Raw genomic sequence first — 24,685 nt, forward strand, 5'->3', positions numbered from 1 at the left:
TCGAGTGCACTCGCGAATGCTCGCCGGCAAGTCTATGATGGGAATCGGTGAATTCAAGCGACTACACGTCAGGGAGAATGTCAACATGATACGGATTCATGCCATCCAAACCGGCGGGGTTTGGATCCGTTCCCGGCAACGCGAGGGATTCGGACGAGGCACCATGCGGCGGGTCCACACGTTGTTGGACCGGCAGTGGACGGAACGATTGCCGATTTGGGCGTGGGTGATGGAACACCCCGAGGGGCTCATCGTGATCGATACGGGCGACACGGCGAAAACGGCAGAGCCTGATTACTTTCCAAGGTGGCATCCTTATTTTCGACTGGGTGTGCGGATGGACGTCAAACCGGAGGAAGAGATTGGCCCGCAACTCAAGGGACTCGGTCTTTCGCCGGATGACGTTCGGTGGGTGATTCTCACGCATCTGCACACGGACCACGCCGGCGGCCTGCATCACTTCCCGAAAGCGGAGATCCTCGTGTCGCGTTCCGAGTATCAGTCGGCGAGAGGGACCGGGGGCCTGTTGCGAGGGTACCTGCCTCACCGGTGGCCGGATTGGTTTGCTCCGCGGTTGGTGGATTTCTCAGACGGATCGTTCGGTCCGTTTTCCAAAAGCCACGTCTTGACCCGTGCGCAAGACGTGATTCTCGTTCCGACACCCGGGCATACCTACGGTCACCTGTCCGTCATCGTGCGGCAGGATGACCATGACGTCTTCATCGCGGGGGACACTTCGTACAACGAAGCATTGATGAAGGAAGGGAAGATAGACGGCGTGGCGCCCAGCGACGAACTCGCGGCGGATACGCTCCGCCGGATTGCCCAGCACTGTCGCACCCGGCCCACGATCTATTTGCCAAGCCACGACCCCGATGCCCAGAACCGGCTTGCCACGCGGCGTTATGTCCAGGATTGAAACGATTGTGGGGCCAGGGTGGGTCGACGAGGACGGTGACAAGGCGCAGTGTGTGTGATTGGCGCCGCTCTGCGTGTCTACGAGCAGAATTATTTGGCGGCGCTGATTCTTGGTTTCAGCGCGCGGATACTGGCGCCGGAACAAACGGAACGGCTGAGGAGGGCGTTGGAGATGACAGAGCTGTTGAGGGAATTGCAAGAAGAGTTTATGGCGAAGGGGCGGCAGCAGGGATTACAGCAAGGACGGAAAGAAGGCAAGCGGGAAGTCGCCGAGCGGATGTTCCGCAAAGGTGCATCCGTGTCCGACGTCGTTGAGCTAACGGGACTGTCTGAGGAAGAGGCGGAGGAGATTCGGAAGAAGGTCAACTGAGGCCGCAACATCCGCGGAACTCCGTGGTCTGTCCCCCATGACCGAGTGAGCGACGCGTTTCATTTTGGTTTGATCTGGACGTGTAGGCATGCTAAGAGGACATTCAAAGGTCTACGGTGTAAATTATAAACAAATACGGTTGCGCATTGTGTGGCGCGAAATGGGTGTCTGGGAGGTGAGGCGGATGACGAAAGTGGCAGTAAATCCAGACATCCTGCGTTGGGCAATGGGGCGCGCAGGTGAAAGTGAAGCGACCCTAAGCAAAAAGTTTCCGAAAATTTCGCAGTGGATCAGTGGTTCGGCGTTTCCGACCCTCAAACAACTAGAGGAGTTCGCCAAGTCTACGCACGTCCCCTTGGGGAGTTTGTTTCTGCATCAGCCTCCGGAGGAAACGTTGCCCGTTCCATTTTTCCGAACTGTGGAAGGCGATGCGCCACGACGTCCCAGTGCGGAATTGTTGGATACGATTCGGCAAATGAAACTCCGACAGAACTGGATGCAGGAGTACTTGCAACGTATTGACGCATCGCCGCTTGATTTTGTGGGCTATCATTCCGTCGAAGAGGAAACGCAGTCCATCGTTCAACACATGCGTGAAGTCTTAAGGATGGATGATCAATGGGCTAAGTCTTTCCGTACATGGGAAGAGGCGTTACGCCGGCTCCGCCATCGTATTGAAGATACCGGCGTCTTGGTGGTTGTCAATAGCGTGGTTGGGAACAACACGCATCGCGAACTGGATCTCTCCGAATTTCGCGGATTTGTGCTCATTGATTCCTTTGCACCTCTGATCTTTGTGAATGGGCAGGATGGCAAAGCCGCGCAGATGTTTACGCTTGCCCACGAGTTCGCACATGTGTTGTTTGGCAAAGGGGCCATTTTCGACTTGCCGGAAATGATGCCTGCGCAGGACGAGCTCGAAATAAAATGCAACGAGGTGGCTGCCGAATTCCTGGTTCCCAAGAATCGCCTGTTGTCTCAATGGGATAAGCGGGCAGAGGATTCTGAGGAAATCGCCCGATTGGCTCGCCAGTACAAGGTGAGTCAATTGGTTGTCGCTCGCCGCGCGCTGGATCTTGGGCTTATGACAAAGGAGCGGTACTTTGGTTTCTACAGGGAGTATCAGAAAAGTGTTCTTGGGGCTCAAGAACGTAAAGAGGATAAAGAGAACGGTGGAAATTTCTATTTCACCACCCATCTGCGTGTTGGGGATCGCTTTGCGCGAGCGCTCATTACAGCACTTCTGGAGGGAGAGGTATCGTACACGGAGGCTTACCGCTTGACAGGACTTTTTGGTAAGACATTTGACAAATACGTGGAATGGGTAGAGGGCGTTGGACGATGACTACACACACGAGGGAATATGTGGTAGATGCCAACGTGTTGATTACTGCTTATCAAAATTACTATGCGCACGATCTGCTACCGAGATTTTGGGATGTCCTTCCGAATGAAAGTCGAGTGTGCAGCATTGATAGAGTATTGAGGGAACTTCGCCGCGGCAATGACTGGCTTTCAAGTTGGGCGCAACAGCATAGGGATTGGTTTCTGTCCACGGATGAGATTTCGGTGCTGGAACGATACAGAGACGTCGTCAATTGGGTAGCCTCTGTTTCTCGATACAAAGAGGAGAACAAGATGGCGTTTTATGAAGGGGCGGATCCATGGTTGGTTGCGTACGCATCGGTACATCATTTGACGGTGGTGACATTGGAACGTCCGGAGCCGAATTCACGGAAAGTGAAAGTTCCTGATGTATGTAACCAATTTGGGGTTCCTGTTGTGAACACATTCAGGATGTTACGGTCATTAGGCATTGTGTTCTGATTTTCATGGCGAACTTTCCGCTAAAAACCACAAAGATTTTGGCGCAAGCACGCCAAAATCTTTGCAATCCGCTTTATGGAAAACATATGGGAAAGGTAGCTATCCAGTTCGCTGGTCGTTCACCATGTGTCTTAGAGGTTCGGCATCCCATTACAGCTTGTTGAGATAGTCCACCAGTTGGTCCAGCATCAAGTTCGCGGAGAGGATGCCGCCGGACGTGTTCCACACACTGTCGTCCACAGTGAACACATGGTTCTTCTTGACAGCGGACAATTGCTTCCAGAGCGGGTCCTGCGTCCAGTCGTCCGCCACGGCTTTGCCCTTTCCGTCGCCGGTGTCATAGATGTAGTAGAAGATGACGTCTCCGTCCATGTCCGGAATCCGTTCCTTCGTCACGTTGTCCGCGAAGCCGTGCTTCTGCTGCGCCTTCGGCCGCTTCAGGCCGACTTCATTCAGGATGGTTCCGGCAAACGTGTCGTCGTAGTAGATTCGGGCGGTGCCGGGCATGAAGCGGACCAGGGACACCTGGGTGGACAGCTTGTCGCCCAGTTTGTCGCGCACCTGTGCCACGTGCTGATTGAACTCCGCGATCTTCTGCGCGCCTTCCTGCTCCTTATGTAACGCCTTCGCATAGAGTTGGAAGTTTTGTTTCCAGTCGCCGCGCAAGTCCTCCGAAAACACGGTCGGCGCGATCTTCGAGAGCTGGCTGTACACCTTCTCCTGCCTCATCTTGTTGCCGAGAATCAGGTCCGGCTTCAGCGCGGCAATCTTTTCGATGTTCGGCTGGTTCTCATCGCCGACAACCTCGACGCCCTGCATTTCATTGGCGATATGCGGGTACCAGGGGTTCCCTTCCCACGACTTGACTGCGCCCACCGGTTTGATCCCGAGCGCCAATACGGCCTCCGTGCCCTCGTTGGTCAACACCACGATCCGCTTGGGAATGCCATGGATGGTGGTGCTGCCCATCGCGTGCTGCACCGTGTACACCACCTGGTCGGCGTTGCCTTCCGACGAATTGGCCGTGCCCTGGGCGGCGGTTTGGTTTGTCGTTTGGCCGCACCCAGTGACCACTACCATCAAGGTGGCGAACAGGGCCAACAACATTCCGAACAGGTGTCGCCGTCTTGCGAGCGAACCCGACAGCATGAAAGACTCCTCCTTCCGAATTGGCTTCTGCGCGTACCTCTGTAAGTACACGGATGTAGAAACGACTTGCGCGCAGCGCCTCTTTCATCTAAAGTTGACTTGTAAAGTCATGTTTCAATATACTTAACTCGCTTCGTTTGTCAATACTAATTCGCGAATGGGTTTGATTTCATTCAAGCTTTCCTGTTTGTCACTCAAGCTTTCCTGCTTGGCCGATGTCGGGTGAATCGCGCAAGCGCGCAGCTTCGGATGAACTCAGTCAGGACGGTGAACGAGGGCGTGTTGACCAACCGCTTGTGGGGAAAGGTTTGGATTCTCCTGTTGCTTTTCATAGGTGTACTATTCAGCGCGTTGTTCAGTGTCTGTGAGGGGCTCGGCAATTCTTCCATTTCTGCGATCCTCGCGGCCGCCCTGCACCCTTCCGGAAGCCAGCTCGGCACCGTCCTCCAGGAGGTGCGGATTCCGAGAGCGCTCATCGGCGTGATCGTCGGCGCTTGCCTCGGCCTGTCGGGCGTGCTGCTGCAGACCATGACGCGCAATCGGCTGGCCGACGTCGGGATCTTCGGCCTCAACGCCGGCGCATCGTTCGCCGTCGTGCTCGGCATCTCGCTGTTCGGCATGACCTCCGTCAGCGCCCTCACGTGGATGGGGCTGCTCGGGAGCCTCGCGGCGGGTGCGTGCGTGTACCTGATGGCCGTCTCCGCCCCCGGACGCGCTTCACCGACCACCATCACCTTGGCCGGCGCCGCCCTGACGATGCTGCTGTCGTCGTTGACGCACGCCCTGCTCGTCCTCGACCAGCCGATGTTGAGTCAGGTTTTGTTTTGGATCTCGGGTTCCCTCGCGGGGCGATCCATGCACGCGCTCCTTGTCACGCTTCCCTTCCTCGCCGCCGGTGCGCTGATTGCCGTTGGAATGGTGCGCGCACTCGCCCTCATGGAATTCGAGGATGACGTGGCGGAGGGACTCGGCCAGCGGGTGTTGTGGATGAGGTTGGCCGCCGGGCTGGCCGTCATCCTGTTGGCGGGCGGATGTGTTGCCCTGGCGGGGCCCGTCGGGTTCCTGGGGTTGATGACGCCGCACCTCGGGCGCTGGCTGGTCGGTTCGTCCATGCCCTGGCTGCTGAGCTACAGTGCCTGCTTGGGCGCTCTGGTGTTGGTGTGGGCGGATGTGGCCGCGCGCACCGTGCTGCAACCCAGTGAGCTGCCGATTGGCGTCTTGACGGCCCTGATTGGCGCCCCGTTCCTGATCCACGTCGCGCGCAGAGGAGGCATCCGGTCGTGAAGCACGGGAACCCCCCGTCCGCTCGCACCCACATCCGGCCAGCTTACCGATGGCATCGGTTCACCGTCGTCACTGCGGTGTTGGTTTTGATGATGATCCTCCTTTTCATCGTGAGCCTGAGCGTCGGTGAAACGTTCCTCGATCCGCTGGAGCTGACGCAAACACTGTTCGGATCGACAACCCCTTACAATCAACTCATGCTGAATCTGCGCGCGCCGCGCATCCTGGCGGCGTTGCTCGCCGGATGCGCGCTCGGCGGCGCCGGTGCCATTCTGCAGGCCATCATCCGCAACCCGCTTGCTTCCCCGGACCTGCTCGGGATCTCGGGCGGATCGTCCGCCGCCATCGTCGGACTGTTGCTGCTGTTTCCGAACGTCAGCGTGCATTGGCATCCTCCAGCCGCCTTGCTCGGCGCGCTGGTGGCCGCCATCCTGATCTACGGATTGGCCTGGCGGAAAGGGCTGAGCCCCACACGGCTCGTCTTGGTCGGCATTGCCATCGGCGCCATGGCGGCCGCCCTGACCACCTTTCTGCTGGTGGCCAGCGCGCCGGAGGTGCAGAGCCGGGCGTATGTCTGGTTGGTCGGATCGGTCTACGGCAGCGACTGGCCGGACGTGGCCGCCGGTCTGCCCTGGGTGCTGGGCTTCGGTCTGGCGAGCTGGTTGTTCGCACAGCACATTCACATCCTGCAATTCTCCGATGATGTCAGCGCCGCCCTGGGCGCGCGATTGACCCCGTACCGGGTGATTGGATTTGCGCTTTGCGTCGGCCTCACCGGGGGTGCGTTGGCGCTCGGCGGCGCCATCGGCTTCGTCGGCCTGCTGGCGCCACACATCGCCCGGATGCTGGTCGGCACGGAATTTGGAAAGTGGTTTGTCACCTCGGCCCTGCTGGGGGGCATCATCGTGATGGTGGCGGACACCGTCGGGCGCACCGCGTTCAGTCCGCTGGATGTGCCGGTCGGCATCTTCACGTCCGCCGTCGGCGCGCCGTTCTTCATCTTCCTGTTGCTGAGGGGCAAGCGCATTGAAGGAAGGAGTGGTGAGCATGCTGCTCGCTGAAAACATCCAGGTGGGGTACGGATCGAAGATCGTCATTCAGGAACTGAATCTGACCATCGCGCCGGGCCAGATCACTACCTTTATCGGTGCCAACGGCTGCGGGAAATCCACCCTGTTGCGGACGCTGGCTCGTTTGTTGAAGCCAACGGCCGGCACCGTCCTGCTCGACGGGCGTGACATCTTCAAGCGATCGACGCGGGAAGTGGCCAAGCAATTGGCACTCCTGCCACAGACCCCGTACGCGCCGCCCGAAGTCACCGTCCGTCAACTCGTCCGGCTGGGGCGCTATCCGCACGGGCGGTGGCTCGGCGGATGGAGCGACCGGGACGAGCAGGCTGTGCAGGAAGCCTTGGCGGCCATGAAGTTGACGGACCTCGCGGATCAACCGGTCGACACGCTGTCGGGGGGCCAGCGGCAGCGCGCCTGGATTGCCATGACGCTTGCGCAGGAGACGGACTTGTTGCTGCTGGATGAGCCCACCACCTACCTGGACCTGTCGCACCAGTTGGACATCCTGGATATCCTGCGGGAGCTCAATCGACGGCATCACAAGACCATCGTCATGGTCCTGCACGACTTGAACCTGGCTGCGCGCTATTCGGATGTCATGGTCGCGGTTCACCAGGGAACCGTGTACACGCAGGGGAAGCCGGAGAAAGTGATGACGCCGGAAACCATCCGGGCGATCTTCGACGTGGAGTGCGTGGTGATTCCGGATCCGGTCGCCGGGACGCCGCTGTGCATCCCCATCGCGACGCGAAACCACGAGGTGGGTGAGGATGCGGGACGGACACAGGAACCGGCGCAGGCCCGGCATGCGTTGGAACTGGCCCGTTGAGGGCGGAGGGCGGTGTCGGTGCGTTTTGGTAATGGAACTGATGTTTGTGGTACCTCATCACTCCCTTCAACAAAGGGGAAACGGGATATGAGGCTCCCTTCTGCAGGGAGCCTCATGCTCGTGATGGGTCCGTTGCGGATGACAGAAACTGTATGACATGCATGTGGTATGAAGGACGCCGACTCCCAGTGGCAGGGCGGCATCCCGGCAGATGGATTTTACTGCGTCGCATCAAAGGTGACGTTCTGCCGGTCCGTCGAGTAGCCCTCCGTCAGTTGGAAGTACAACGTGAACTGCTTGACGTCCGAGGGCAGGGCCTCAAGGGTGACGTTGCCCGTCACCGAGGTCCCGGGACCAATCTGACCGGTGAACTGCGGGTCCTGCGCCACCAGCCCGACGAACTGGTTGTCCGCCAGGATAAAGGTGGACAGCATCGAGGCATCTCCTGCAACCTTGCCGTTGTTGCTGAGCGTAACGTTGACTACGGTCCCGCTCGCATCATGTGCAATGCTGTTGATGGTCAGCCGCATGCCGTTGCTGCTGGTATGGTTGTACGGCAAATGGGACAGGGGCACTGCGGCAGGTGTGGCGGAATTCGAGTCGCCGGTCCCAGTTGTCGCCGACGTCAATAATGAACGGATTTTGTTTTATGCGATCGCGATCGCAGCTCCGTAGCGACGGATTTGCATTTACCTGACTCGGGCGGGGTGCGGATTGTGACCGTTTTGCATTTACGCATGGTTCCCGGGTGGTTCCCGGGCGGTCGACGGTGCAGATAAGTCAATCCATCCACTTAATTTCACCGCTCGCGTCCGACATAACGTCAAAACTGCAATTCTGATGTCCCCCTCCCGGCACGAAAACATCAAATTGTTCCTTATGGTTGCGGGCATGGCTTCCGGCCGTGCACATTGGGGTCAATCCCCCATCGTCCGAATGAACTACGGAAAATTGCTCCATGCGTGCCTCCTCTTTCATTTTAGACAGTCGTAATTTTGAGGCGTGTGGGAGGGGGTACGTCATGGGGCTCATCAGCGTCATTGCACATGCGGGCTGGCTCGCTCTGGGCACCATCAGCATCCTGGAATTCTTGCAGATGCGGGGACAATCGGTGGAAGGAATCTGGCGCAAGGTGCTCTGCGCAGCCTACGAGTGGGTGCCCGCCATTGGACTGGTCATCTGGATATTCCTCATGGACGGCGTGGACTTTGCCGTATTCCCGCTCTACGTCTTGCTGATGATGTCTTTCGGCCGGCTTTCCCGGACAAGAATCATCAACCTGTTCTTCATCCTGTGTTCGCAGGTCCTGCTGATGTTGGCGTTGCCAGGCGTGCGGGATCGCTGGCTCGAATGGGCCTGCAGCCTGGTCGCCCTTCTGTCCTTGATGTGGCATCTGGTCCGCATTCGGATCCGGTTTCATCCCATCCTCGCATTCGGCTTGGTGGCACTCGTCGCGTTCACCGCGTGGGTCCTGCACCCCGACATCGCCCGGCTGCACTCAGTCGTGGAGATCCTCGTGATCTCGATGGTGTTTCTGTTCTACGTCCATGATGCGCGCGTTCGCCGAACGATTCAAAGGGAACGGGAACGCGATCCGCTCACCAACCTGCTGAACCGCAGAGGCGGCGAGGAATGGCTTCGCAGGCAAACGGGGTCGGAGGGCGTGGCGGTCCTCGTGGATCTGGATGACTTCAAATTCATCAACGACTCCTTCGGCCACGACGCGGGGGACGCGGTCCTCCGGGAGGTGGCGCGGCGGCTGCAGAGCGCTGCACCGGAGGGATCGGCGTGCATCCGGTGGGGAGGGGACGAATTTCTCATTCTGATTTCGCAACCGTGGTCTTCCGCGTGGAGGCCGCGCATTGAGCGGATGTACAACGCCGTGACGCAAATCCCCGTTCAACTGCCCGGAGGAACCGAACTGACCATCCTCTGCAGCATGGGCGTGGCATGGGGGAGGATGAGCCATCAGCTCATCATCGACGCCGACCGGTGTTTACTGAGTGCCAAACAGACGGGCAAGGACAGGATTGGGTGGGTGGACGCGGACACCGCGGTCCGGCAGGTTTGGTCGAACGCCAGCGTGTACCGCTTCGCGCGGGCCTTCGATCAATTGACCCGCCACACCGCGGTGGCGTGCATCGCAACGGATGTCCATTACAACATCGTGGATGTCAACCCCGCCTTCGAAGCGTTGAGTGGATACACCCGTGAACAGCTGATTGGTAAAAAGCCGAGCATGCTGGCCGCGCGTGGAGACTTCAACCGCAGGCGTTACCCTGACATCTGGGCGTCCCTGGAACAGCACGGGCGCTGGGAAGGAAAGCTGTGCAATCAACATCCGGATGGGACCGTGTGGTGGGCCGACACGCGGATGTCCGCGGTGCGCGTCGGGGGCGTGGTCGTCGGGTATTGGTCCATTGTTCACAAGGCCGAGGAAGGCACCGTCGACGTCGCGGCGAGACTTTCGACCTTCGCCGACCAAAACCGCCTTCCCGTCCTCGTGGTGAACCGGGAGGGGCGGATCAAAGCCGTGAACAGCGCGTTCAGGGACCTGTATGGCACGAACTTGCACGAATGCGTGGAGAAGAGGGTGGACGACATCCGTTCCGCTGCCATGAAACCCGCCAGCTTGAACGATATCCGCACGAGTGCGGAACGGATTGGCGTGTGGTTCGGCGTCACGGTCAACGAGGGAATCCACCGGGAAGGCGCGATCCCGGCGGTGAGCGCCATCTTCAAGTGCCCGGTCGACTCCGGGGTGGTCCAGCCGGGAGAGGACGTTCATGTCGAACTCCAGGTTCCCCTTTCGCGCATCTTACAGGAGTGGGAACAGATCACGGGCAGGTCGTATTCCATCGAGGCCATCTTTCTCCAAACCCTGGCGAAGGTGGCGGAGTGGGGGGACCCCGACTTGTTGGCTCACGTCACGCGCGTGAGCACCTACGTGCGTTGGCTCGGCAAGTGGATGGCGGATAACAACCTGCTCACGATGGACCAGGTGGAGACGATTGCGGTCGCGAGCATCACGCATGACATCGGAAAAGTCGCGATTGCGCGCGAGGTGTTGCTGAAGCCCCATTCTCTGGGGTTGGAGGAGTACGGATACGTGAAGGCGCACGCGTTGATCGGCGAAAACATCCTGCAGACGGTGTTGGAAAACATGCGCCTGTTCGACGGACGGTCGCGGGCTCTGATTGACTGTGCGCGCGTGATCGCCGGCACTCACCACGAATGGTGGGACGGAAGCGGTTATCCGCGGGGTCTGCGGGAGACGGCCATTCCGCTGCCGGGGCGGATGGTCGCCGTGGCGGACGTCTTGGACGCGCTGTTGAGCCGACGGCCTTACAAGCAGCCCTGGCCCAAGGAACGAGTGCGGCGTTACATGCTGGAGCATCGCGGCACGCAATTCGATCCGCAGATCATCGATGTCCTGGACGCCGCATGGGATTTCTTGCCGCATCTTCACGAAGGCTCAGAGATGGGGCTTCTGAAGGAGGGATGAATTCGTGTCCATGGAGACGAGGATGCCGGAGCCCATTAGCCCGACTGATGTGCCGGTCCGGGACGAGATGGCGGAGAAGCTGATGTATCTCCAAATTTTTCTCAGGGATTTGGGGCTGAGGCACGAAATTGCTGCCATGATCGCCCCGTATCTTGAACAGATTGCCAAGCGCCATTACGACGTGCTGGAGCTCTATCCGCACCTGCAACAGATCATCGATGGGCACAGCCGGCGGGATCGGCTGGAGAAGACGTTCGTGAGATATTTTCGCGATCTGTTTCTCACCGACCTGACGACGGCGGAGTTTTACGAATGGAGAAAGAAAATCGGCAAGCGGCACAGCCGGATTCGTGTGACTTCGGAATGGTATGCGGGATCGTACGTGCGCCTGTTTGAATTTCTGATCCCCGTGGCCGTTCAGACCTATCGTCGCAATCCGCGGAAGCTGGCGGATCTCCTGCTGGCGAGCATTCGGATGGCGCTCCTGGACATGCAGCTCATCTTGGAGGCGTACGAGGAGGCGACTCAATTCCGGGAAACGGAGAAGGTATCCGAGGTGTTGGAGGCCGTCATCGCCATGGATGCCATCGCACCGGCGAAGGCGTGCGCCTTCACGGTGTCGGAGGAGGCCGAGAGCATCGCCGCCGCCACGCAGCAGTTGAGTGCCTCCGTACAGGATATGGCTCAGTCTTCGATCCAATTGGCCGAGTACGCGCATCGCGTGCTCGAGGAGGCAAACGAGGGCGGTCATATGGCGCAGACCGCCATGGAAGGCATTTTACGGCTGAACGATTCTTTTGGGTATCTGCAGACGAAGTTCGGCGCGCTCGAAGAAGCGGCCTCAAGAATCTCCGGCATGTCCGACGTCATCCGCCGGGTGGCGGATCAAACGCACCTGCTGTCGCTGAACGCTGCCATCGAAGCCGCGCACGCGGGCGAACACGGGCGCGGATTTCGGGTGGTCGCATCCGAAGTTCGCTCACTCGCCACGCAGACAAAGGAACAGGTGGCGGAGATGGAGAAGGTCGTCAAGCACGTACAAACGGCGTTCCGGGAAATGGCGGAGGGGATTGCGAAGACCGCGCAAGAGATTCGTCAGCACGTCGAGACGGCGCAGACGGCCAGTGGCGCCCTGCAGTCCGTCATCGAGCATATGCACAGGATGAACGACTTCACGGCCAGCGTGGCGGCCAACACCCAGCAACAGGCTGCGGCGACGGAGGACATCGCCCGCCGCACCGCCAATGTCCTCGAAAACACCATGGCGATCCGGGAGAAGGTCGACGCCTTGGGGGCGCAAATCTACGAAACGAGCGTCAGGTCAAACGACCTGCGGGAAGGTCTTCTCGGAAACCTGCACACCCTGGACGACGACGAACGGATCCGTCTTGCGCAGCTCGAGCCCCTGTTGTTGAAGTGGTGGTTGCACAATGCCCGGATGGGATACCATGCGGTGGATCCGAGCAGACTGGCCGACCCTCGCCGCTGCCAGCTCGGCCAGTGGCTCGAACGCAGGAGAGAAAGCGGATGTTCTGCCGACCCTTCCGCATGGCGGACGGCGAAAGCGCTGCATGATCAGCTTCATGAAGTGGCGGCGGAGATCCTCGGGATCTGGGCGAGCCATCCGGAGGCCGACGTCCGCGACCGGATGGACGCCTTGGACAGGTTATCCCGCGATGTGGTTCAGGCGTTGGAGGCGTTCAGTGCCCGGACGACTTCCGGATGATGACCTCCGGCTGCAGCACGATGCTGCGCGGGGACGGCGCAGGTCCTTCGCCGTGTTCAATCCGCTCAATCAACAGTTGCGTGGCGATGGTTCCGAAATTGTACGCGGGCTGACTGGCCACCGTGAGAAACGGTTCCACCAGGGAGTATGGATCCACATCGTCAAAGCACACCACGGCCATGTCTTCGGGGACCCGTAGTCCGCGGTGGCGCAGCCCCCGGATCACCTGCACCGCGAGAAAGTTGTTGGCCGCGAAGATGGCCGTCGGGCGCGGTGTACAGTCGAGCAACTGCTCGACCAGGGTGAAGTCCATGTTGCGCATGTACGACGTCTCCTTCACCCATGCCTCCCGAAACGGGATGCCGTGTTCCTCCAGTGCGCGGCGATAACCGTCTCGCCGTTCGCGCGCCGTCGATGTCGTGAGAAATCCCGTGATCATCGCGATGTCCCGGTGCCCGAGGTCGATGAGGTGTTTCACCAGTTGAAACGCGCCCATGCGGCTGTCTCCTGTGACGACGTCGGCCTGTACGCCGTCCACCTTGCGGTCGACGAGCACGTACGGGATCTCGAACGAGTCGAGCAGCTCCAGGTTCTTGCGTGATCCGTCTCCGGCCGCCGCGATGATCACGCCGTCGACGCGGATGGAGACGCACATCCGAATGTACTCCAGCTCCTTGGCCGGATCCTCGTCGCTGTTGCACAACACGACGCGGAAATCGTTCTTGCGCGCGGTGTCCTCCGTCCCGCGCGCCACCGTGGTGAAAAACGGGTTGGTGATGTCCGGGACAATCAAGGCGAGGGTGTCCGTGCGCCTGCGCACCAGACTTCGGGCAAGGTCATTCGGGACATAATTCAGTTCTTTCATCGCGCGCAGGACGCGCAGGCGTGTCTCTTCCTTCACATGGCCGCTGTGATTGATGACCCTCGACACGGTCATGGGGGAGACGCCAGCGAGCCTGGCGACATCGGAGATGTTTGCCACGACACGAACCTCCACTCGGGAAACACGAGACTTCAAACTGGATATGTTAATGATAACATAAATTCATGCCGGTGGGGCCTTGGGATGATTTCGGGTACGCTGCACGCTCGTACCATCCGGAAGTCCGCATTGCACATGACACCGTGAGTTTTCTATCCGCGAGCATCTGAAACATACAACGAAATGTTCAATCAACGCTTGAATGTCCATGAGGGTCGTGTTATATCTGAAATCACAAATGTTATCGGTAACATGATCGATTCAACGTTCGTCGTCGTGACCGCCCAAATTTGGTGTGGAGGGACGCGGATGAGACCTCTGGTGAAGATGTCCGGGATCACGGTCCAGTTCGGTGGCGTGTCCATCCTGCGCCATGCGAATCTGGAGGTGCAGGCGGGCGAAATCCATGCCCTGCTGGGAGAGAACGGGGCCGGCAAATCGTCCTTGATGAAAGTGCTCGCCGGGGATTATCCAAAGACGGCGGGGACGATTGAGATCGATGGCGAACGGGTTGAATACAACACCCCGCACGGCGCCATCGCGCACGGGATCAGCATGATTCATCAGGAACTCCAATTGGCGCCTCATCTGACGGTGGCTGAAAACGTATTCCTGGGCCGGGAGGTTCCGAGCGGCCGTCTCGGTTGGCTGCCCAACAAACGGGAGATGCGACAGCGGACAGCGGCGTTCTTACGGGATCTGGCGCCGGACATCGGGCCCGATGAACGGGTCGGTCAACTGGGAATCGCCAAGCAACAAATGGTCGCCATCGTGAAAGCGTTGTCGGCGGGCGCCCGCGTCCTGATCATGGACGAGTCCACGACGGCCTTGACCGACGCGGAGGTCAAGCGGCTGTTTCAGGCGCTGAACGACCTCAAGGCGCGCGGGGTCGCGGTGATCTTCATCACGCACCGCCTGGAAGAGGTCTTGGAGATGGCGGATCGGGCGACGGTGATGCGCGATGGTGAAACCGTGGCGACCGTGCCGGTGAAAGACGTCGATATGGACCGGTTGATTCAGTTGATGGTGGGGCGGCAAGTGCACGACGTCTTTCCCAAGGCCAAGACCACCCGGGGGGCGGAGGGGTTGCGGGTGGAGCATTTGACGCGGCACGGCGTGTTGGACGACATCAGCTTCACGGCGTACCGCGGCGAGGTGCTCGGCCTGGCCGGGTTGATGGGGGCTGGGAGAACCGAACTTATGCGCGCCATCTTCGGTGCCGATCCGATGGACGGCGGGCAGGTGTACGTCAACGGGAACCGGGTGTCGATTCGCCATTGCGGCGACGCCATCTCGGCGGGCATCGCCTATCTGACGGAAGACCGGAAAGGCAACGGTCTGGCCGTCGGGTTGGATGTCACCACCAATCTCACGCTCCCCGTCTTGCACCGGATCGCTCGTTTCGGTGTGCCGAACCTGGGGAAGGCCGAGCAGATCACCCGGCAGTACGTGGACGAACTGTCCATCAAGGTCCACCGCTTGACGGACCGCGTCAACATCCTCAGCGGAGGGAATCAACAGAAGATCATGCTGGCCAAGTGGCTCGCCACGGGCGCTGAGGTGTACCTGCTCGACGAGCCCACCCGAGGCATCGACGTGCAGACGAAGGTGGAAGTCTACGAGCTCATCAATCAACTGACGGCGGCCGGAAAGACCGTCATCATGACGTCCTCCTATCTGCCGGAGCTCCTGGCCATGAGCGACCGGTTCATCGTCTTGTGCGAAGGGCGCGTCACCGCCGAGCTGTCTCGCGAGGAAGCCACGCCCGAGAAACTCATCTACCACGCCTCTCAATATAGAGCCACTCAGACGACAGGGAGATGATGATGTCTTGGAACCGCAAGCAGTCACACAACCGGTTCGGGTGAAACCGTATTCACGGACGATCCGCAGAGCCGCCGAACGGCTGGCGCCGTTCCTGTTTCTCATCGTGATTGGCATCGTGCTGTCGATTCTATCCCCGTACTTCCTGACGGTGCGAAACCTGCTGACCGTCCTGTTGCAGATGAGCATCATCGGCATCATCGCCGTGGGCGAGACGTTTGTGATGCTGACCGCCGGCATCGATCTGTCGGTCGGATCCGTCGTGGGCCTGGCCGGGGTGTTGAGCACCCTGCTGATGGTGCAACTGCATTGGCCCGTCTGGCCGGCCGTGTTCGCCGGGATCCTCGCGGGGGCAGTCGTCGGCTGCCTCAACGGTGTGCTCATCACCACCACCAAATTGCCCCCGTTCATCGCGACGCTCGGCATGATGAGCGTCGCCCGCGGGTTGGCGTTGATTTTGACCGGCGGCGTCGCCATCTTCAACGTGCCGGAAGGCTTCAATTGGCTGGGGGGCGGCCACGTGCTCGGCATCCCCGTGCCCGTCTACTTCCTGGCGGCGGTCACCGTGTTCGGGGCGTTTGTCTTGAACCGCACGCTCCTCGGTCAGTATGCGTTCGCCATTGGCAGCAACCCGGAAACGGCAAGACTGTCGGGCATCCGGATTGCCAAATACCTCGTGTGCATCTACACCATACAAGGGTTGCTTGCGGGCCTTGGGGGGGTGATTCAAGCATCCCGCATCGTCACCGGACAGCCGACCGCGGGGCTTGGCTACGAGCTCGACGTGATTGCGGCGTGCGTGATTGGCGGAACCAGCCTGTTTGGCGGGGAGGGCACCGTGCTGGGGGCCATCATCGGCGCAGCGCTGATGGAACTGATCCGCAACGGGGCCGACCTGCTGAACATCTCCGCGTTCTGGCAGGACGTCATCATCGGCATCATCATCTGGGTGGCGGTGGCCTGGGATGGCTACCGGCGCCGTGTACTCAACCGATAGGGGAGATCGTGACCTTTCTAATCCAGAACATGGGGGGACGGTTGCATGAAGAGAATGGGCATTGCGATGGCGGCTTTCGCCGTGATAGGGGTGATGACGGGGTGCGGAACGACCTCGGGATCGCCCTCCAACTCGACGTCCGCCACCAACTCCGGCACCAACGCCACGGCCGTGTCGGGGGGCAAGACGTATCGGATTGCCGTCATTCCCAAGGCGGTTGGGTTCGACTACTGGGAGACGGTACACGCGGGTGCTGAAGCCGCCGCGAAGGACCTGGGCAACGTCAGCATCGTGTGGAAGGGCACTTCGGCGGAGACGGACATCAATGGCCAGATCAGCATGATTGAGGACTTCATCAACCAGCACGTCGATGCGCTGGTGGTGGCCGCCACCGACGCCAAGGCGCTCGTGCCCGTGCTGCAACAGGCCCAGAAGAGCGGCATCAAGGTGATCACGATTGACTCGGGGACGGATCCCCAGGTGTCGGATTCGTTCGTCGCGACCGACAACGTGCACGCGGCCGCAGAGGCGGCCGACGAGATGAACAAACTGCTCGGCGGCAAGGGGGATGTCGCGTTGATCCCGTTCGTCCCCGGTGCCTCGACGTCCAACCAGCGTGAACAAGGGTTCAAGGATGAACTCGGCAAGTACCCGGGTCTTCATTTGGTGGCCACGCAGTATTCCCAGAGCGATTACAACAAAGCGTTGTCGGTGACCGAAGACATTCTGACCAGTCACCCCAATCTCGCGGGCATCTTCGCCGCGAACGAGCCGGGAGCGCTGGGGGCGGCGCAGGCCGTGAAAGAGCGGGGGCTGCAGGGGAAGGTCCAGATCATCGGTTTCGACGCGGCGCCCAAGGAAATTCAAGCCCTGCAGGAAGGAACCATCCAGGCCCTGATTGTGCAGAATCCTTACAAGATTGGGTATGACGGCGTGCAGGAGGCCGTCGCGGACCTGGAGGGGAAGAAGGTGGATCCGCGCGTCGACACCGGTGCCACCGTGGTGACCAAAGACAACATGAACGACCCGGAGATTCAAAAGTTGCTGTATCCGCTCGGCAAGAAATGACTCCTTCCAGCGCCTGTGCCTGAGCGCTTTCGACGGGGATCGGGTCGCGATGAGAGGTTTTTCAGCCTGCTGAGACACGCAGACCAGTGGAGGCGATCACGTTGGACAGATTGAAGGATCAGGTTGCCATTGTCACCGGTGGCGGGAGTGGAATTGGGAGGGCCACTGCCAGGATGTTCGCCGACGAGGGCGCTTCGGTGGCGGTGGTCGACATCGATGCATCGGCCGCGCGGGAGACGGCGGATCGAATCCTCGAACTGGGTGGCCAGGCGATCCCGGTCCAAGCGGACGTGGCTCAGGAGGCGGACGTCGAACGGGCCATCCACACCGCGGTGCAGCGGTTCGGCCGGTTGGACATCCTGTTCAACAATGCGGGCGTCATTCTTCCCAAGGCGATGGAAGACGTTCAGGTGGAAGAGTGGGACCGGCTGATGAACATCAACGCGCGGGGCGTGTTTCTCTTCATGAAATATGCCTTGCCCCATCTGCGGAAGACGCGCGGCAAGATCATCAACATGGGCTCCATGACCGGGCTCGCGGGCCAGAAGCGCAACGTCGTCTACAGTGCCACCAAAGGCGCTGTGATTGCGATGACGCGCTCCGCCGCGGTGGACCTTGCGCCCGAGGGGATACGCGTCAATGCCATCTGTCCCGCTGGCGTCTTGACCCCGTTGTTGGAGCGCTGGTTCGCGCAACATCCCAATCCGGTGCGTGTGCGGGAGAGCCAAGACAAGTCTCATCTCCTGGGCCGGACGGCCCTGCCGGAGGAGATTGCCAGCGTGGCGGTCTTCTTGGCCAGCGACGAGTCGTCGTTCATCACGGGCCAAGCCATCCAGGTGGAGGGCGGGGCGACCATCGGTTATGGCGTGGGCCCCAAGGCGGAGTGGGGGGCGGACGAGACGGCCCATGAGTTTCTGGATCACCATACGCGTTTCGGTGAGGCAGGCGGTGCGGTATGAAGGTGGACGCGCATCAGCATTACTGGAAGGTGGAGCGTGGGGATTACGGTTGGCTGACGCCCGACGCCACCGTCCTCTACCGTGATTACCTGCCAGAGCATCTCCAGCCGCACCTGCGCGCTCGAGGAATTGAGCGAACGGTGGTGGTTCAGGCGGCTCCCACGGTCGAGGAGACCGAGTTCTTGCTGAATTTGGCGCAGCACGAACCGACCATCGCCGGGGTGGTGGGATGGTTGGACCTCGACCGTGCGGACTTCCCGCAACAACTGTCCCAATGGGTAAGTCATCCGAAATGGGTCGGGCTGCGGCCCATGTTGCAGGACTTGCCGGAGGACGATTGGATCCTCCGTGATCGGGTGATGAAAAACATCGGCCACCTGTGCGAGGCGGGCGTTCCGTTGGACATCCTGGTGTTCCCGAGGCATCTGCCGTACGTGATGGAGGCGCTCAGGAGGTGGCCGAACCTGCGCGCCGTGGTGGACCACCTCGCGAAGCCGCCCATCCGCACTGGCGAAATGGAACCCTGGCGGTCTTGGATGGACGAGGTGGCCCGGTTTCCCAACGTGATGTGCAAGTTGTCCGGCATGGTCACCGAGGCGGACTGGCGATTGTGGACAATCGACGACCTTCGGCCGTACGTCGAACACGTGGTGAACACGTTCGGGCCGGACCGCGTGATGTTCGGCAGCGACTGGCCGGTCTGCCTGCAGGCAGCCAGTTATGAACAGGTGCACGACGCCCTGCACGAATTGCTGGCACCGGTCTTGGGTTCGGCGGCGCTTGAGCAGGTGTTCGGCGGGAACGCGGTTCGGTTTTACGGCCTGGAGTGACAGACGGAGCGGAGTGGAGAGCCTGATGCATAGGTGGCAGTACCGCTGCGAGACGGACCCGGCGCTGCTGGACCGGCTGGGAGATGAGGGGTGGGAATTGGTCAGCGTGATCGTTCTCCGTGAAATTCCCCACTTCTATTTCAAACGTCCGCAGCCTTCTTTCACAGAGCGAGTCACGCTGGAGCAACGGCGGCGACTGGGAGACGACGACAGACAATGAAGAAGAGCGGCATTCTGAATCCGGCGCTGATGCATCTGTTGACCAGTATGGGGCACACGGATTACATCACCGTATGCGATCAAGGGTTTCCTGTCCCGCAGGAACAGACCCGCGTGGATCTGGCGTTGGTGAGCGGGATTCCGACGGTGCTCGACGTGCTTTGCGCCATCGCCGGGGAATTCATCATCGACCGTGTGGTGATCACGCAGGAGATGCGCGAGGTCAGCCCGGGCCGCGTGCGAGAGATCGAGGCCCTGCTGCCGGGGATCCTGTTGGAGACCGTGTCCCATCTGGAGTTGAAGTCTTTGTCCAGGTCGGGCAAGGGGGTGGTGCGCACCGCGGACACGTGTCCGTACGCCAACATCCTGGTGGTGTCGGGGTGATGGCAGGTGGCTGGCGTACACACCAGGCACCTCTCGATGGGGAGGTGCCTGGTGCGTGGGCGCTCCTTTGTGGACGATACCCACATGCAACCATTACCTTCGAAACACCCTTGCCATACTCTTGGCTTCTTCGGCTTTATTGATGTACTCAAAGAATCCAAGAAGGTTTCCCCACGGGTCAGAAAAAGTCCCCCACTTTACGGGAACTTCCTCCCGTGAATACACCTCAAAGGGTTCAACGCCTAATTCATTCACAACCCGGTTTCGTTCTGATTCAATATCCGTGACCCCCAACCGGAAAGGTCCACTTCGCTCGGCAGGTGTCCCTTCGCCGACCTGCAACCAACATCCGGGGATGATTTCCCATTCGGCAAATCCCTCATGGGGGACAAAATCAGGTTCTCTTTGGAAGAGGTTTTTGTACCAGATCAATCCTCTCTCAAAATCCGGCACTCGAACCTGATAGGTGACTTCAAATATCATGAGCGATCCTCCTCCGAAAGACTGTTGATGGAATGATAACAAAACCATCGATATTCCTCGAAACCGTTCGCAGAATATCTCCCGCTGCGGCTGCATATGTGGAATGATTTATCTATAAAGTATTTCATTTTACATTTAATAAAACAAAAAGAATGATTACGATGAAGGCGGAGAAAGCGTATTCACATCCATGCACAATGCCAATACTACGCGTGGATCGACGAACGGGCCGTTTGTCCGTATTCGGCCGCTTTCCACCTTGAACACCGGGGGGAACCTGGATGCAGAAGCAGAGGACGCAGGAAGAATTCCTGCACAGAGGCTTGCGAATGCGCCATATGACCATGATCTCGCTGGGCGGCGTCATTGGCGCGGGGTTGTTCGTCGGCAGTGGGGCGGTCATCCAGTCGGCGGGGCCGGCGGCGGTTTTGTCGTACGCGATCGCTGGTGTGTTGGTCATCCTGATCATGCGCATGCTGGGAGAAATGGCGGTGGCCCACCCGTCCGTGGGATCGTTCGCGGAGTATGGCCGGATTGCGGTCGGGAATTGGGCCGGTTTTTTGATCGGTTGGCTGTATTGGTATTTTTGGGTGATCGTCGTGGCGGTGGAGGCAACCGCAGGGGCACTGACGCTGCACAACTGGTTGCTCCCACAGGTCCCGCTGTGGCTGCTGTCCCTGATCTTGCTGGTGTTGCTGACGCTCACCAATGTGTTCTCTGTTCGCATGTACGGTGAATTCGAGTACTGGTTCGCGTCCATCAAGGTCGGGGCCATCGTCGCCTTTATCCTCCTGGGCTCGCTGTATGTGCTCGGACTGTGGCCGCGCGCCACGCTGAATTTCTCAAACCTCACGGCCCACGGGGGCTGGTCGCCATTCGGCATACTGGCGTTGTTTGCGAGTGTAACGACGCTGATCTTCTCTTTCTTTGGGTCTGAGATTGTGACGATCGCGGCGGCGGAGTCCGCCGAACCCAGCCGGGCGGTGGCGAGAGCCACCAACTCGGTGGTCTGGCGAGTGCTTGTGTTTTACGTGTTGTCGATCTTTCTCGTCGTGACCATTCTTCCGTGGAACGATTCGAAAGCGATGGTCAGTCCCTTTGTCAGTGCCCTGAAGGTACTCGGCATTCCGGGGGCGGCGACCATCATGAATCTGGTGGTGGTGACGGCCGTCCTGTCGTGCCTGAATTCAGGGCTGTACACGGCGTCGCGGATGCTGTTTGCGTTGGCGCGCCAGGGCAACGCGCCGCGCCGCCTGCTGAAACTCAATCGCCGCGGTGTTCCGGTGCTGGCCATCCTGACCTGCACCGTGGTCGGTTACCTGTCTGTCATCATGGACTACGTCTCACCGCAACACGTTTTCATGTTTCTGCTCAACTCGTCCGGTGCGGTTGGGCTGTTCATCTATCTGTTGATTGCGGTATCGGAACTTCGGATGCGCCGGCAGCTGGAGCGGGAGGCACCGGAGCAACTGCAGGTCCGGATGTGGGCATATCCGTACCTCACCTACGTGTGCATTTTGGGCATGCTCGCGGTCATCGTGTCGATGGCCTTCAATCCGGCAGACCGGTCCCAACTCGTCCTTAGCTTGGTAAGCGTAGTGGTGCTGCTGGTGCTGTATGCCCTGAAACCGTGGCTTTCGCGCCAACGAGAGACCACGGCCCAGTGAGGGTCTGCAGTGAAGGTCACACAAAAAGACCGCCAACCTGTGCGGATGGCGGTGCCATAAGGGACGAATGGTCTAGCAGGCTGCGCTTATAGGCTCAAGCGCCGACGTTTCTTCTTCCGGGCCTCGACCAACACCTTTTGGCCGGGAAAGAGGATGATTTTGATGACCTTGCGCCTCTTTTTCATGGGATCATCACCTTCTGTGTTCACCATATGCAGCTTGAACAAGAACTGCCTGGACAATCGAAACGCCTGAGTCCTCTCTTCAAGGAGATTTCGATAAAACCTTGCTACACTCACTCCGTCGCACCCGACTACCCTTCCGAACCCATGTTTCACGTTCACGGCAACAGCGATCTGCTGTTGCCGCCTTTTTATCACGCCCGGCTCCGTCTCGCGCCACGCTTCGTTTGCCTCAACCGTCGCAATAACGGCAGCGCATCACGCATGTGTTGGCCGAGGCAACAAATGAAAATGGCACCCGCGCAAACAGGTGCCAGACGTATGGGATCGGAGGTTGACGAGGCGCCCAAGAACGGTTCTGTGACCCCTCGATCCTCGTGGCAGTGGTTGCCGCCAAGGTTGCATGAAGGGTGCTGTGGTGCGTGGGTGAGGATTTGCACCTCACATGAGGGCTGTCTCGCTTGGATCTCGGTTCTAGCAGGACTTCCACCTGCGTTATCCCTTACCGCGCCCATTGCCGCCTTATTTTGGGCGTGGACAGCGCCGCGTGCTCACTGGCATCCGTAGGTTCTTTAAGCCGAATTCCACGGCCCCTACTGGGTGTTTATTCACCTCGTACTGGCCGGCCCAGTCTTTGCCCTCTCACGTTTAGCGTCTACCTATTCCGCCACCACGCATATACAGTATACCGCCATTTTGCGCTCCGTCACATCTCCCGGAGTCTACGGTCCGTAGCGGACGATTTGTCGCCATATCCATCTCACCCTATGGAAATCGCCTCGAAACCCCAACTCCATTCTTGCGGGTGTCCCGGGGCCCTGATTCAGCGAGGAGCTGCGACGAACCTCCGCGCGGGATGGTTGACTCCGCCGTGTATCCGTCAGATGCGCTTCTTGCAGACGCACACCATGAGAGGGCTGTCCGGACCCTATAGGCGAGCTCCAGAACGGGCCCCCCCGTTTCACGGGCCAATCCTTCAAAGAAGGGCAACTCCAACCCTACGTTGCCATACTCGGAGTCGTAGGTGACAGGGTCCTGATACTCCTCGAGATTGTCGTGTGCTTCCATCGGCGTCTCCTCGCTTGTCCGTATATGGCATCCTGTTGAACTGGTTCGAATCCAACGCCTGCCGCGGCCTTCCGGGGGGTTCGCCGGGGCGCCTCGGAAACGGGGCGTACGAGCATCTGTGTGGTGCGGCCCATACTCCGAGCCCGGCAGGCGAGGGCGGCGCGAAGAGCGCGTCATGCGGGCTGCAGCCAGTCGCTCTGAGGTTTGACAATCAACCGGGCATTGTTGTAGGCCATGTCAATGGTCAAACAGGTGCGCGCCTGATAGACGTCGCCGTCGCGTTCAATCGCCAACGCGAGATCCGGCTGGCGGTTTCCGGTCAGATAGAGGGGGACGAGCAGTTGAATGCGGCCTCGGTAATATTGCGGGACGGCGAGTTTGAAGTTCTCCGAGAGACGCCGCTGTGCATTGTTGACCGCCCCTTCGAAGTGTTGCACAAGCCACGCGTATTTGTCGGGCGCCTGGTACTCCTGAGGCAGCCGGTCCTTGTTGTCCACTAAAATATGTCTCTTGTTGGGGCGGATCTCCAGGCGATAATCGAATATCAAGCTCCCAGGGTCCTCGAAGTAATTGGCGCGCTCCGGAAGAGGGGAAAACCTGGATAATTGCCGGTCGCTTTCGGGGACAAAACCCAGGAAGTACCACGGCTGCCGGTCAGGGACGCGATTTTGTTCGAACAGAGCGAAGATGCGTTCAAACTCTTCCGTGAAGAGACCGGTATTGAAGCACGCGAAACCATCCCTCATCGGGATTTTCTTTGCGCGTTCTTCCGGGGTTACCGCATCATTGTATTCCTCCGCGATTCGCATGTAGGTGTGCCAAATGTAATTGTGTAAGACGGGGTACTTTTGATGGCCCTGTGGGGTTCCCCAGTTTTCTTTAATCGCGAGTTGCTGCAGGTCTTCGATGTACTCCTTGAATTCTTTGTTTAGTTCTGGAGCCTTCTTATTGAGGCGCCTGCAAAATGCAAAATCGAAAAGCTCCAGCGGTACCGTGGTGACGTCGTGGTTTGTAAGTTCGTCCAAAGACCCGTGCCTCCTTCAAACACGTGCCAGAAGCCAAAACCAACGAAAATTATAAACGGACTGGCCATGACCCGGCCAGCCCGTTCCTGCGAAAAACACTCTTTTTGGAAAAGGAATTTTTTCAAAACGGAATCAAATCGGGTAAAGGCTTCATATGTGTCCAAGTTTGCAACATGAACATCTCATTTTGACCTAAACACGAGTGACCCGAACGTTCGTATTTTCAGAAGGATAATCTGAGCCGATTATACATCAGGTCTCCAACGCTGTACACCCCGAAATTCAGCGGATTGCACGGTCTCATCGCTGCAGGGACTTC

Annotated in this window: 23 protein-coding genes; 18 read left to right on the top strand and 5 right to left on the bottom strand. The window is 59.3% G+C overall.

Annotated features, from left to right (window positions below; genetic code table 11):
- The first annotated feature begins 85 nt into the window (after nt 1–85).
- From BM357_RS09875 to BM357_RS09890, 4 genes are all read left to right on the top strand, one after another.
- Nucleotides 86–919 carry an N-acyl homoserine lactonase family protein gene (locus BM357_RS09875; RefSeq protein ID WP_217647685.1) on the top strand — a complete coding sequence of 278 codons (834 nt, stop codon included), beginning with the start codon at nt 86–88 and terminating at the stop codon, nt 917–919.
- A gap of 171 nt (nt 920–1,090) precedes the next feature.
- Nucleotides 1,091–1,288 carry a transposase gene (locus BM357_RS09880; protein ID WP_245783933.1) on the top strand — a complete coding sequence of 66 codons (198 nt, stop codon included), beginning with the start codon at nt 1,091–1,093 and terminating at the stop codon, nt 1,286–1,288.
- A gap of 184 nt (nt 1,289–1,472) precedes the next feature.
- The gene (locus BM357_RS09885; RefSeq protein WP_074952386.1) at nt 1,473–2,633 is read left to right on the top strand and encodes an ImmA/IrrE family metallo-endopeptidase; all 1,161 of its coding nucleotides are present in this window, start codon (nt 1,473–1,475) and stop codon (nt 2,631–2,633) included.
- A gap of 20 nt (nt 2,634–2,653) precedes the next feature.
- A complete protein-coding gene (locus tag BM357_RS09890) occupies nt 2,654–3,115 on the top strand; it encodes a DUF4411 family protein (protein ID WP_175511499.1) in 462 nt (153 codons plus the stop codon).
- Nucleotides 3,116–3,265: 150 nt separating this feature from the next.
- Here the strand turns inward: BM357_RS09890 and BM357_RS09895 are convergent, their stop codons facing one another.
- Entirely contained in the window at nt 3,266–4,264 is a 999-nt protein-coding gene (locus BM357_RS09895; RefSeq protein WP_083430374.1) for an ABC transporter substrate-binding protein, read from the bottom strand.
- A 267-nt stretch (nt 4,265–4,531) separates the two neighbouring features.
- Here BM357_RS09895 and BM357_RS09900 point away from each other — a divergent pair, with 267 nt between their 5' ends.
- Genes BM357_RS09900 through BM357_RS09910 form a run of 3 tightly spaced genes read left to right on the top strand, consistent with a single transcriptional unit; the run spans nt 4,532 to nt 7,447 of the window.
- Nucleotides 4,532–5,548 carry a FecCD family ABC transporter permease gene (locus BM357_RS09900; RefSeq protein WP_175511500.1) on the top strand — a complete coding sequence of 339 codons (1,017 nt, stop codon included), beginning with the start codon at nt 4,532–4,534 and terminating at the stop codon, nt 5,546–5,548.
- The gene (locus BM357_RS09905) at nt 5,545–6,609 is read left to right on the top strand and encodes a FecCD family ABC transporter permease (RefSeq protein WP_083430375.1); all 1,065 of its coding nucleotides are present in this window, start codon (nt 5,545–5,547) and stop codon (nt 6,607–6,609) included. Before BM357_RS09900 ends, BM357_RS09905 begins: the two co-directional genes overlap by 4 nt.
- On the top strand, nt 6,590–7,447 hold the full coding sequence (locus BM357_RS09910; protein WP_074952396.1) for an ABC transporter ATP-binding protein: 858 nt from the start codon (nt 6,590–6,592) through the stop codon (nt 7,445–7,447). The genes BM357_RS09905 and BM357_RS09910 overlap by 20 nt, the downstream gene beginning before the upstream one ends.
- A gap of 218 nt (nt 7,448–7,665) precedes the next feature.
- Here BM357_RS09910 and BM357_RS09915 read toward each other — a convergent pair whose 3' ends face one another.
- Complete coding sequence (locus BM357_RS09915; protein WP_074952399.1) at nt 7,666–7,881, bottom strand: hypothetical protein; 216 nt, start codon at nt 7,879–7,881, stop codon at nt 7,666–7,668.
- On the opposite strand from BM357_RS09915, the gene BM357_RS09920 reads away from it, so the two are divergent.
- The 3 genes from BM357_RS09920 (at nt 7,871) to BM357_RS09930 (ending at nt 12,678) form a co-directional block, all read left to right on the top strand.
- Nucleotides 7,871–8,122 (top strand): hypothetical protein, encoded by a 252-nt coding sequence (locus tag BM357_RS09920; protein WP_074952402.1) that lies wholly within the window; start codon nt 7,871–7,873, stop codon nt 8,120–8,122. The two genes, BM357_RS09915 and BM357_RS09920, sit on opposite strands and share 11 nt — an antisense overlap.
- Nucleotides 8,123–8,468: 346 nt before the next feature.
- Nucleotides 8,469–10,952: a diguanylate cyclase gene (locus tag BM357_RS20485; protein ID WP_074952405.1), complete on the top strand. Its 2,484-nt coding sequence runs from the start codon at nt 8,469–8,471 to the stop codon at nt 10,950–10,952.
- Between the two features lie 10 nt (nt 10,953–10,962).
- Entirely contained in the window at nt 10,963–12,678 is a 1,716-nt protein-coding gene (locus tag BM357_RS09930) for a methyl-accepting chemotaxis protein (RefSeq protein WP_074952620.1), read from the top strand.
- Here the strand turns inward: BM357_RS09930 and BM357_RS09935 are convergent.
- Nucleotides 12,653–13,660 (bottom strand): substrate-binding domain-containing protein, encoded by a 1,008-nt coding sequence (locus tag BM357_RS09935; protein ID WP_074952407.1) that lies wholly within the window; start codon nt 13,658–13,660, stop codon nt 12,653–12,655. The genes BM357_RS09930 and BM357_RS09935 overlap by 26 nt on opposite strands.
- Before the next feature lie 309 nt (nt 13,661–13,969).
- Here BM357_RS09935 and BM357_RS09940 point away from each other — a divergent pair, with 309 nt between their 5' ends.
- From BM357_RS09940 to rbsD, 7 genes are all read left to right on the top strand, one after another.
- Nucleotides 13,970–15,484, top strand: a complete 1,515-nt coding sequence (locus BM357_RS09940) for a sugar ABC transporter ATP-binding protein (RefSeq protein WP_074952410.1) — start codon at nt 13,970–13,972, stop codon at nt 15,482–15,484.
- Nucleotides 15,485–15,491: 7 nt separating this feature from the next.
- Nucleotides 15,492–16,481: an ABC transporter permease gene (locus BM357_RS09945; protein ID WP_217647686.1), complete on the top strand. Its 990-nt coding sequence runs from the start codon at nt 15,492–15,494 to the stop codon at nt 16,479–16,481.
- A 45-nt stretch (nt 16,482–16,526) separates the two neighbouring features.
- Nucleotides 16,527–17,549, top strand: coding sequence for an ABC transporter substrate-binding protein (locus BM357_RS09950; protein WP_074952413.1), 1,023 nt, complete (start codon nt 16,527–16,529; stop codon nt 17,547–17,549).
- Between the two features lie 101 nt (nt 17,550–17,650).
- The gene (locus tag BM357_RS09955; protein ID WP_074952416.1) at nt 17,651–18,508 is read left to right on the top strand and encodes an SDR family NAD(P)-dependent oxidoreductase; all 858 of its coding nucleotides are present in this window, start codon (nt 17,651–17,653) and stop codon (nt 18,506–18,508) included.
- Nucleotides 18,505–19,338 (top strand): amidohydrolase family protein, encoded by an 834-nt coding sequence (locus BM357_RS09960; protein ID WP_074952420.1) that lies wholly within the window; start codon nt 18,505–18,507, stop codon nt 19,336–19,338. Before BM357_RS09955 ends, BM357_RS09960 begins: the two co-directional genes overlap by 4 nt.
- A 25-nt stretch (nt 19,339–19,363) precedes the next feature.
- On the top strand, nt 19,364–19,558 hold the full coding sequence (locus BM357_RS09965; RefSeq protein WP_074952423.1) for a hypothetical protein: 195 nt from the start codon (nt 19,364–19,366) through the stop codon (nt 19,556–19,558).
- Nucleotides 19,555–19,941 carry a D-ribose pyranase gene (gene rbsD, locus BM357_RS09970; RefSeq protein WP_074952426.1) on the top strand — a complete coding sequence of 129 codons (387 nt, stop codon included), beginning with the start codon at nt 19,555–19,557 and terminating at the stop codon, nt 19,939–19,941. Before BM357_RS09965 ends, rbsD begins: the two co-directional genes overlap by 4 nt.
- A 93-nt stretch (nt 19,942–20,034) precedes the next feature.
- On the opposite strand, the gene BM357_RS09975 is transcribed toward rbsD, so the two are convergent.
- Nucleotides 20,035–20,424, bottom strand: coding sequence for a VOC family protein (locus tag BM357_RS09975; RefSeq protein WP_074952429.1), 390 nt, complete (start codon nt 20,422–20,424; stop codon nt 20,035–20,037).
- A 281-nt stretch (nt 20,425–20,705) separates the two neighbouring features.
- Here BM357_RS09975 and BM357_RS09980 point away from each other — a divergent pair, with 281 nt between their 5' ends.
- Nucleotides 20,706–22,091, top strand: a complete 1,386-nt coding sequence (locus BM357_RS09980; RefSeq protein WP_074952433.1) for an amino acid permease — start codon at nt 20,706–20,708, stop codon at nt 22,089–22,091.
- Nucleotides 22,092–23,514: 1,423 nt separating this feature from the next.
- Here the strand turns inward: BM357_RS09980 and BM357_RS09990 are convergent.
- Nucleotides 23,515–24,366: a DUF3825 domain-containing protein gene (locus BM357_RS09990; RefSeq protein ID WP_083430380.1), complete on the bottom strand. Its 852-nt coding sequence runs from the start codon at nt 24,364–24,366 to the stop codon at nt 23,515–23,517.
- Nucleotides 24,367–24,685: the final 319 nt, after the last annotated feature.

Origin of the sequence: Paenalicyclobacillus macrosporangiidus, from assembly GCF_900116805.1 — a bacterium.
Classification (GTDB): Bacteria; Bacillota; Bacilli; order Alicyclobacillales; family Alicyclobacillaceae; genus Alicyclobacillus_H; species Alicyclobacillus_H macrosporangiidus.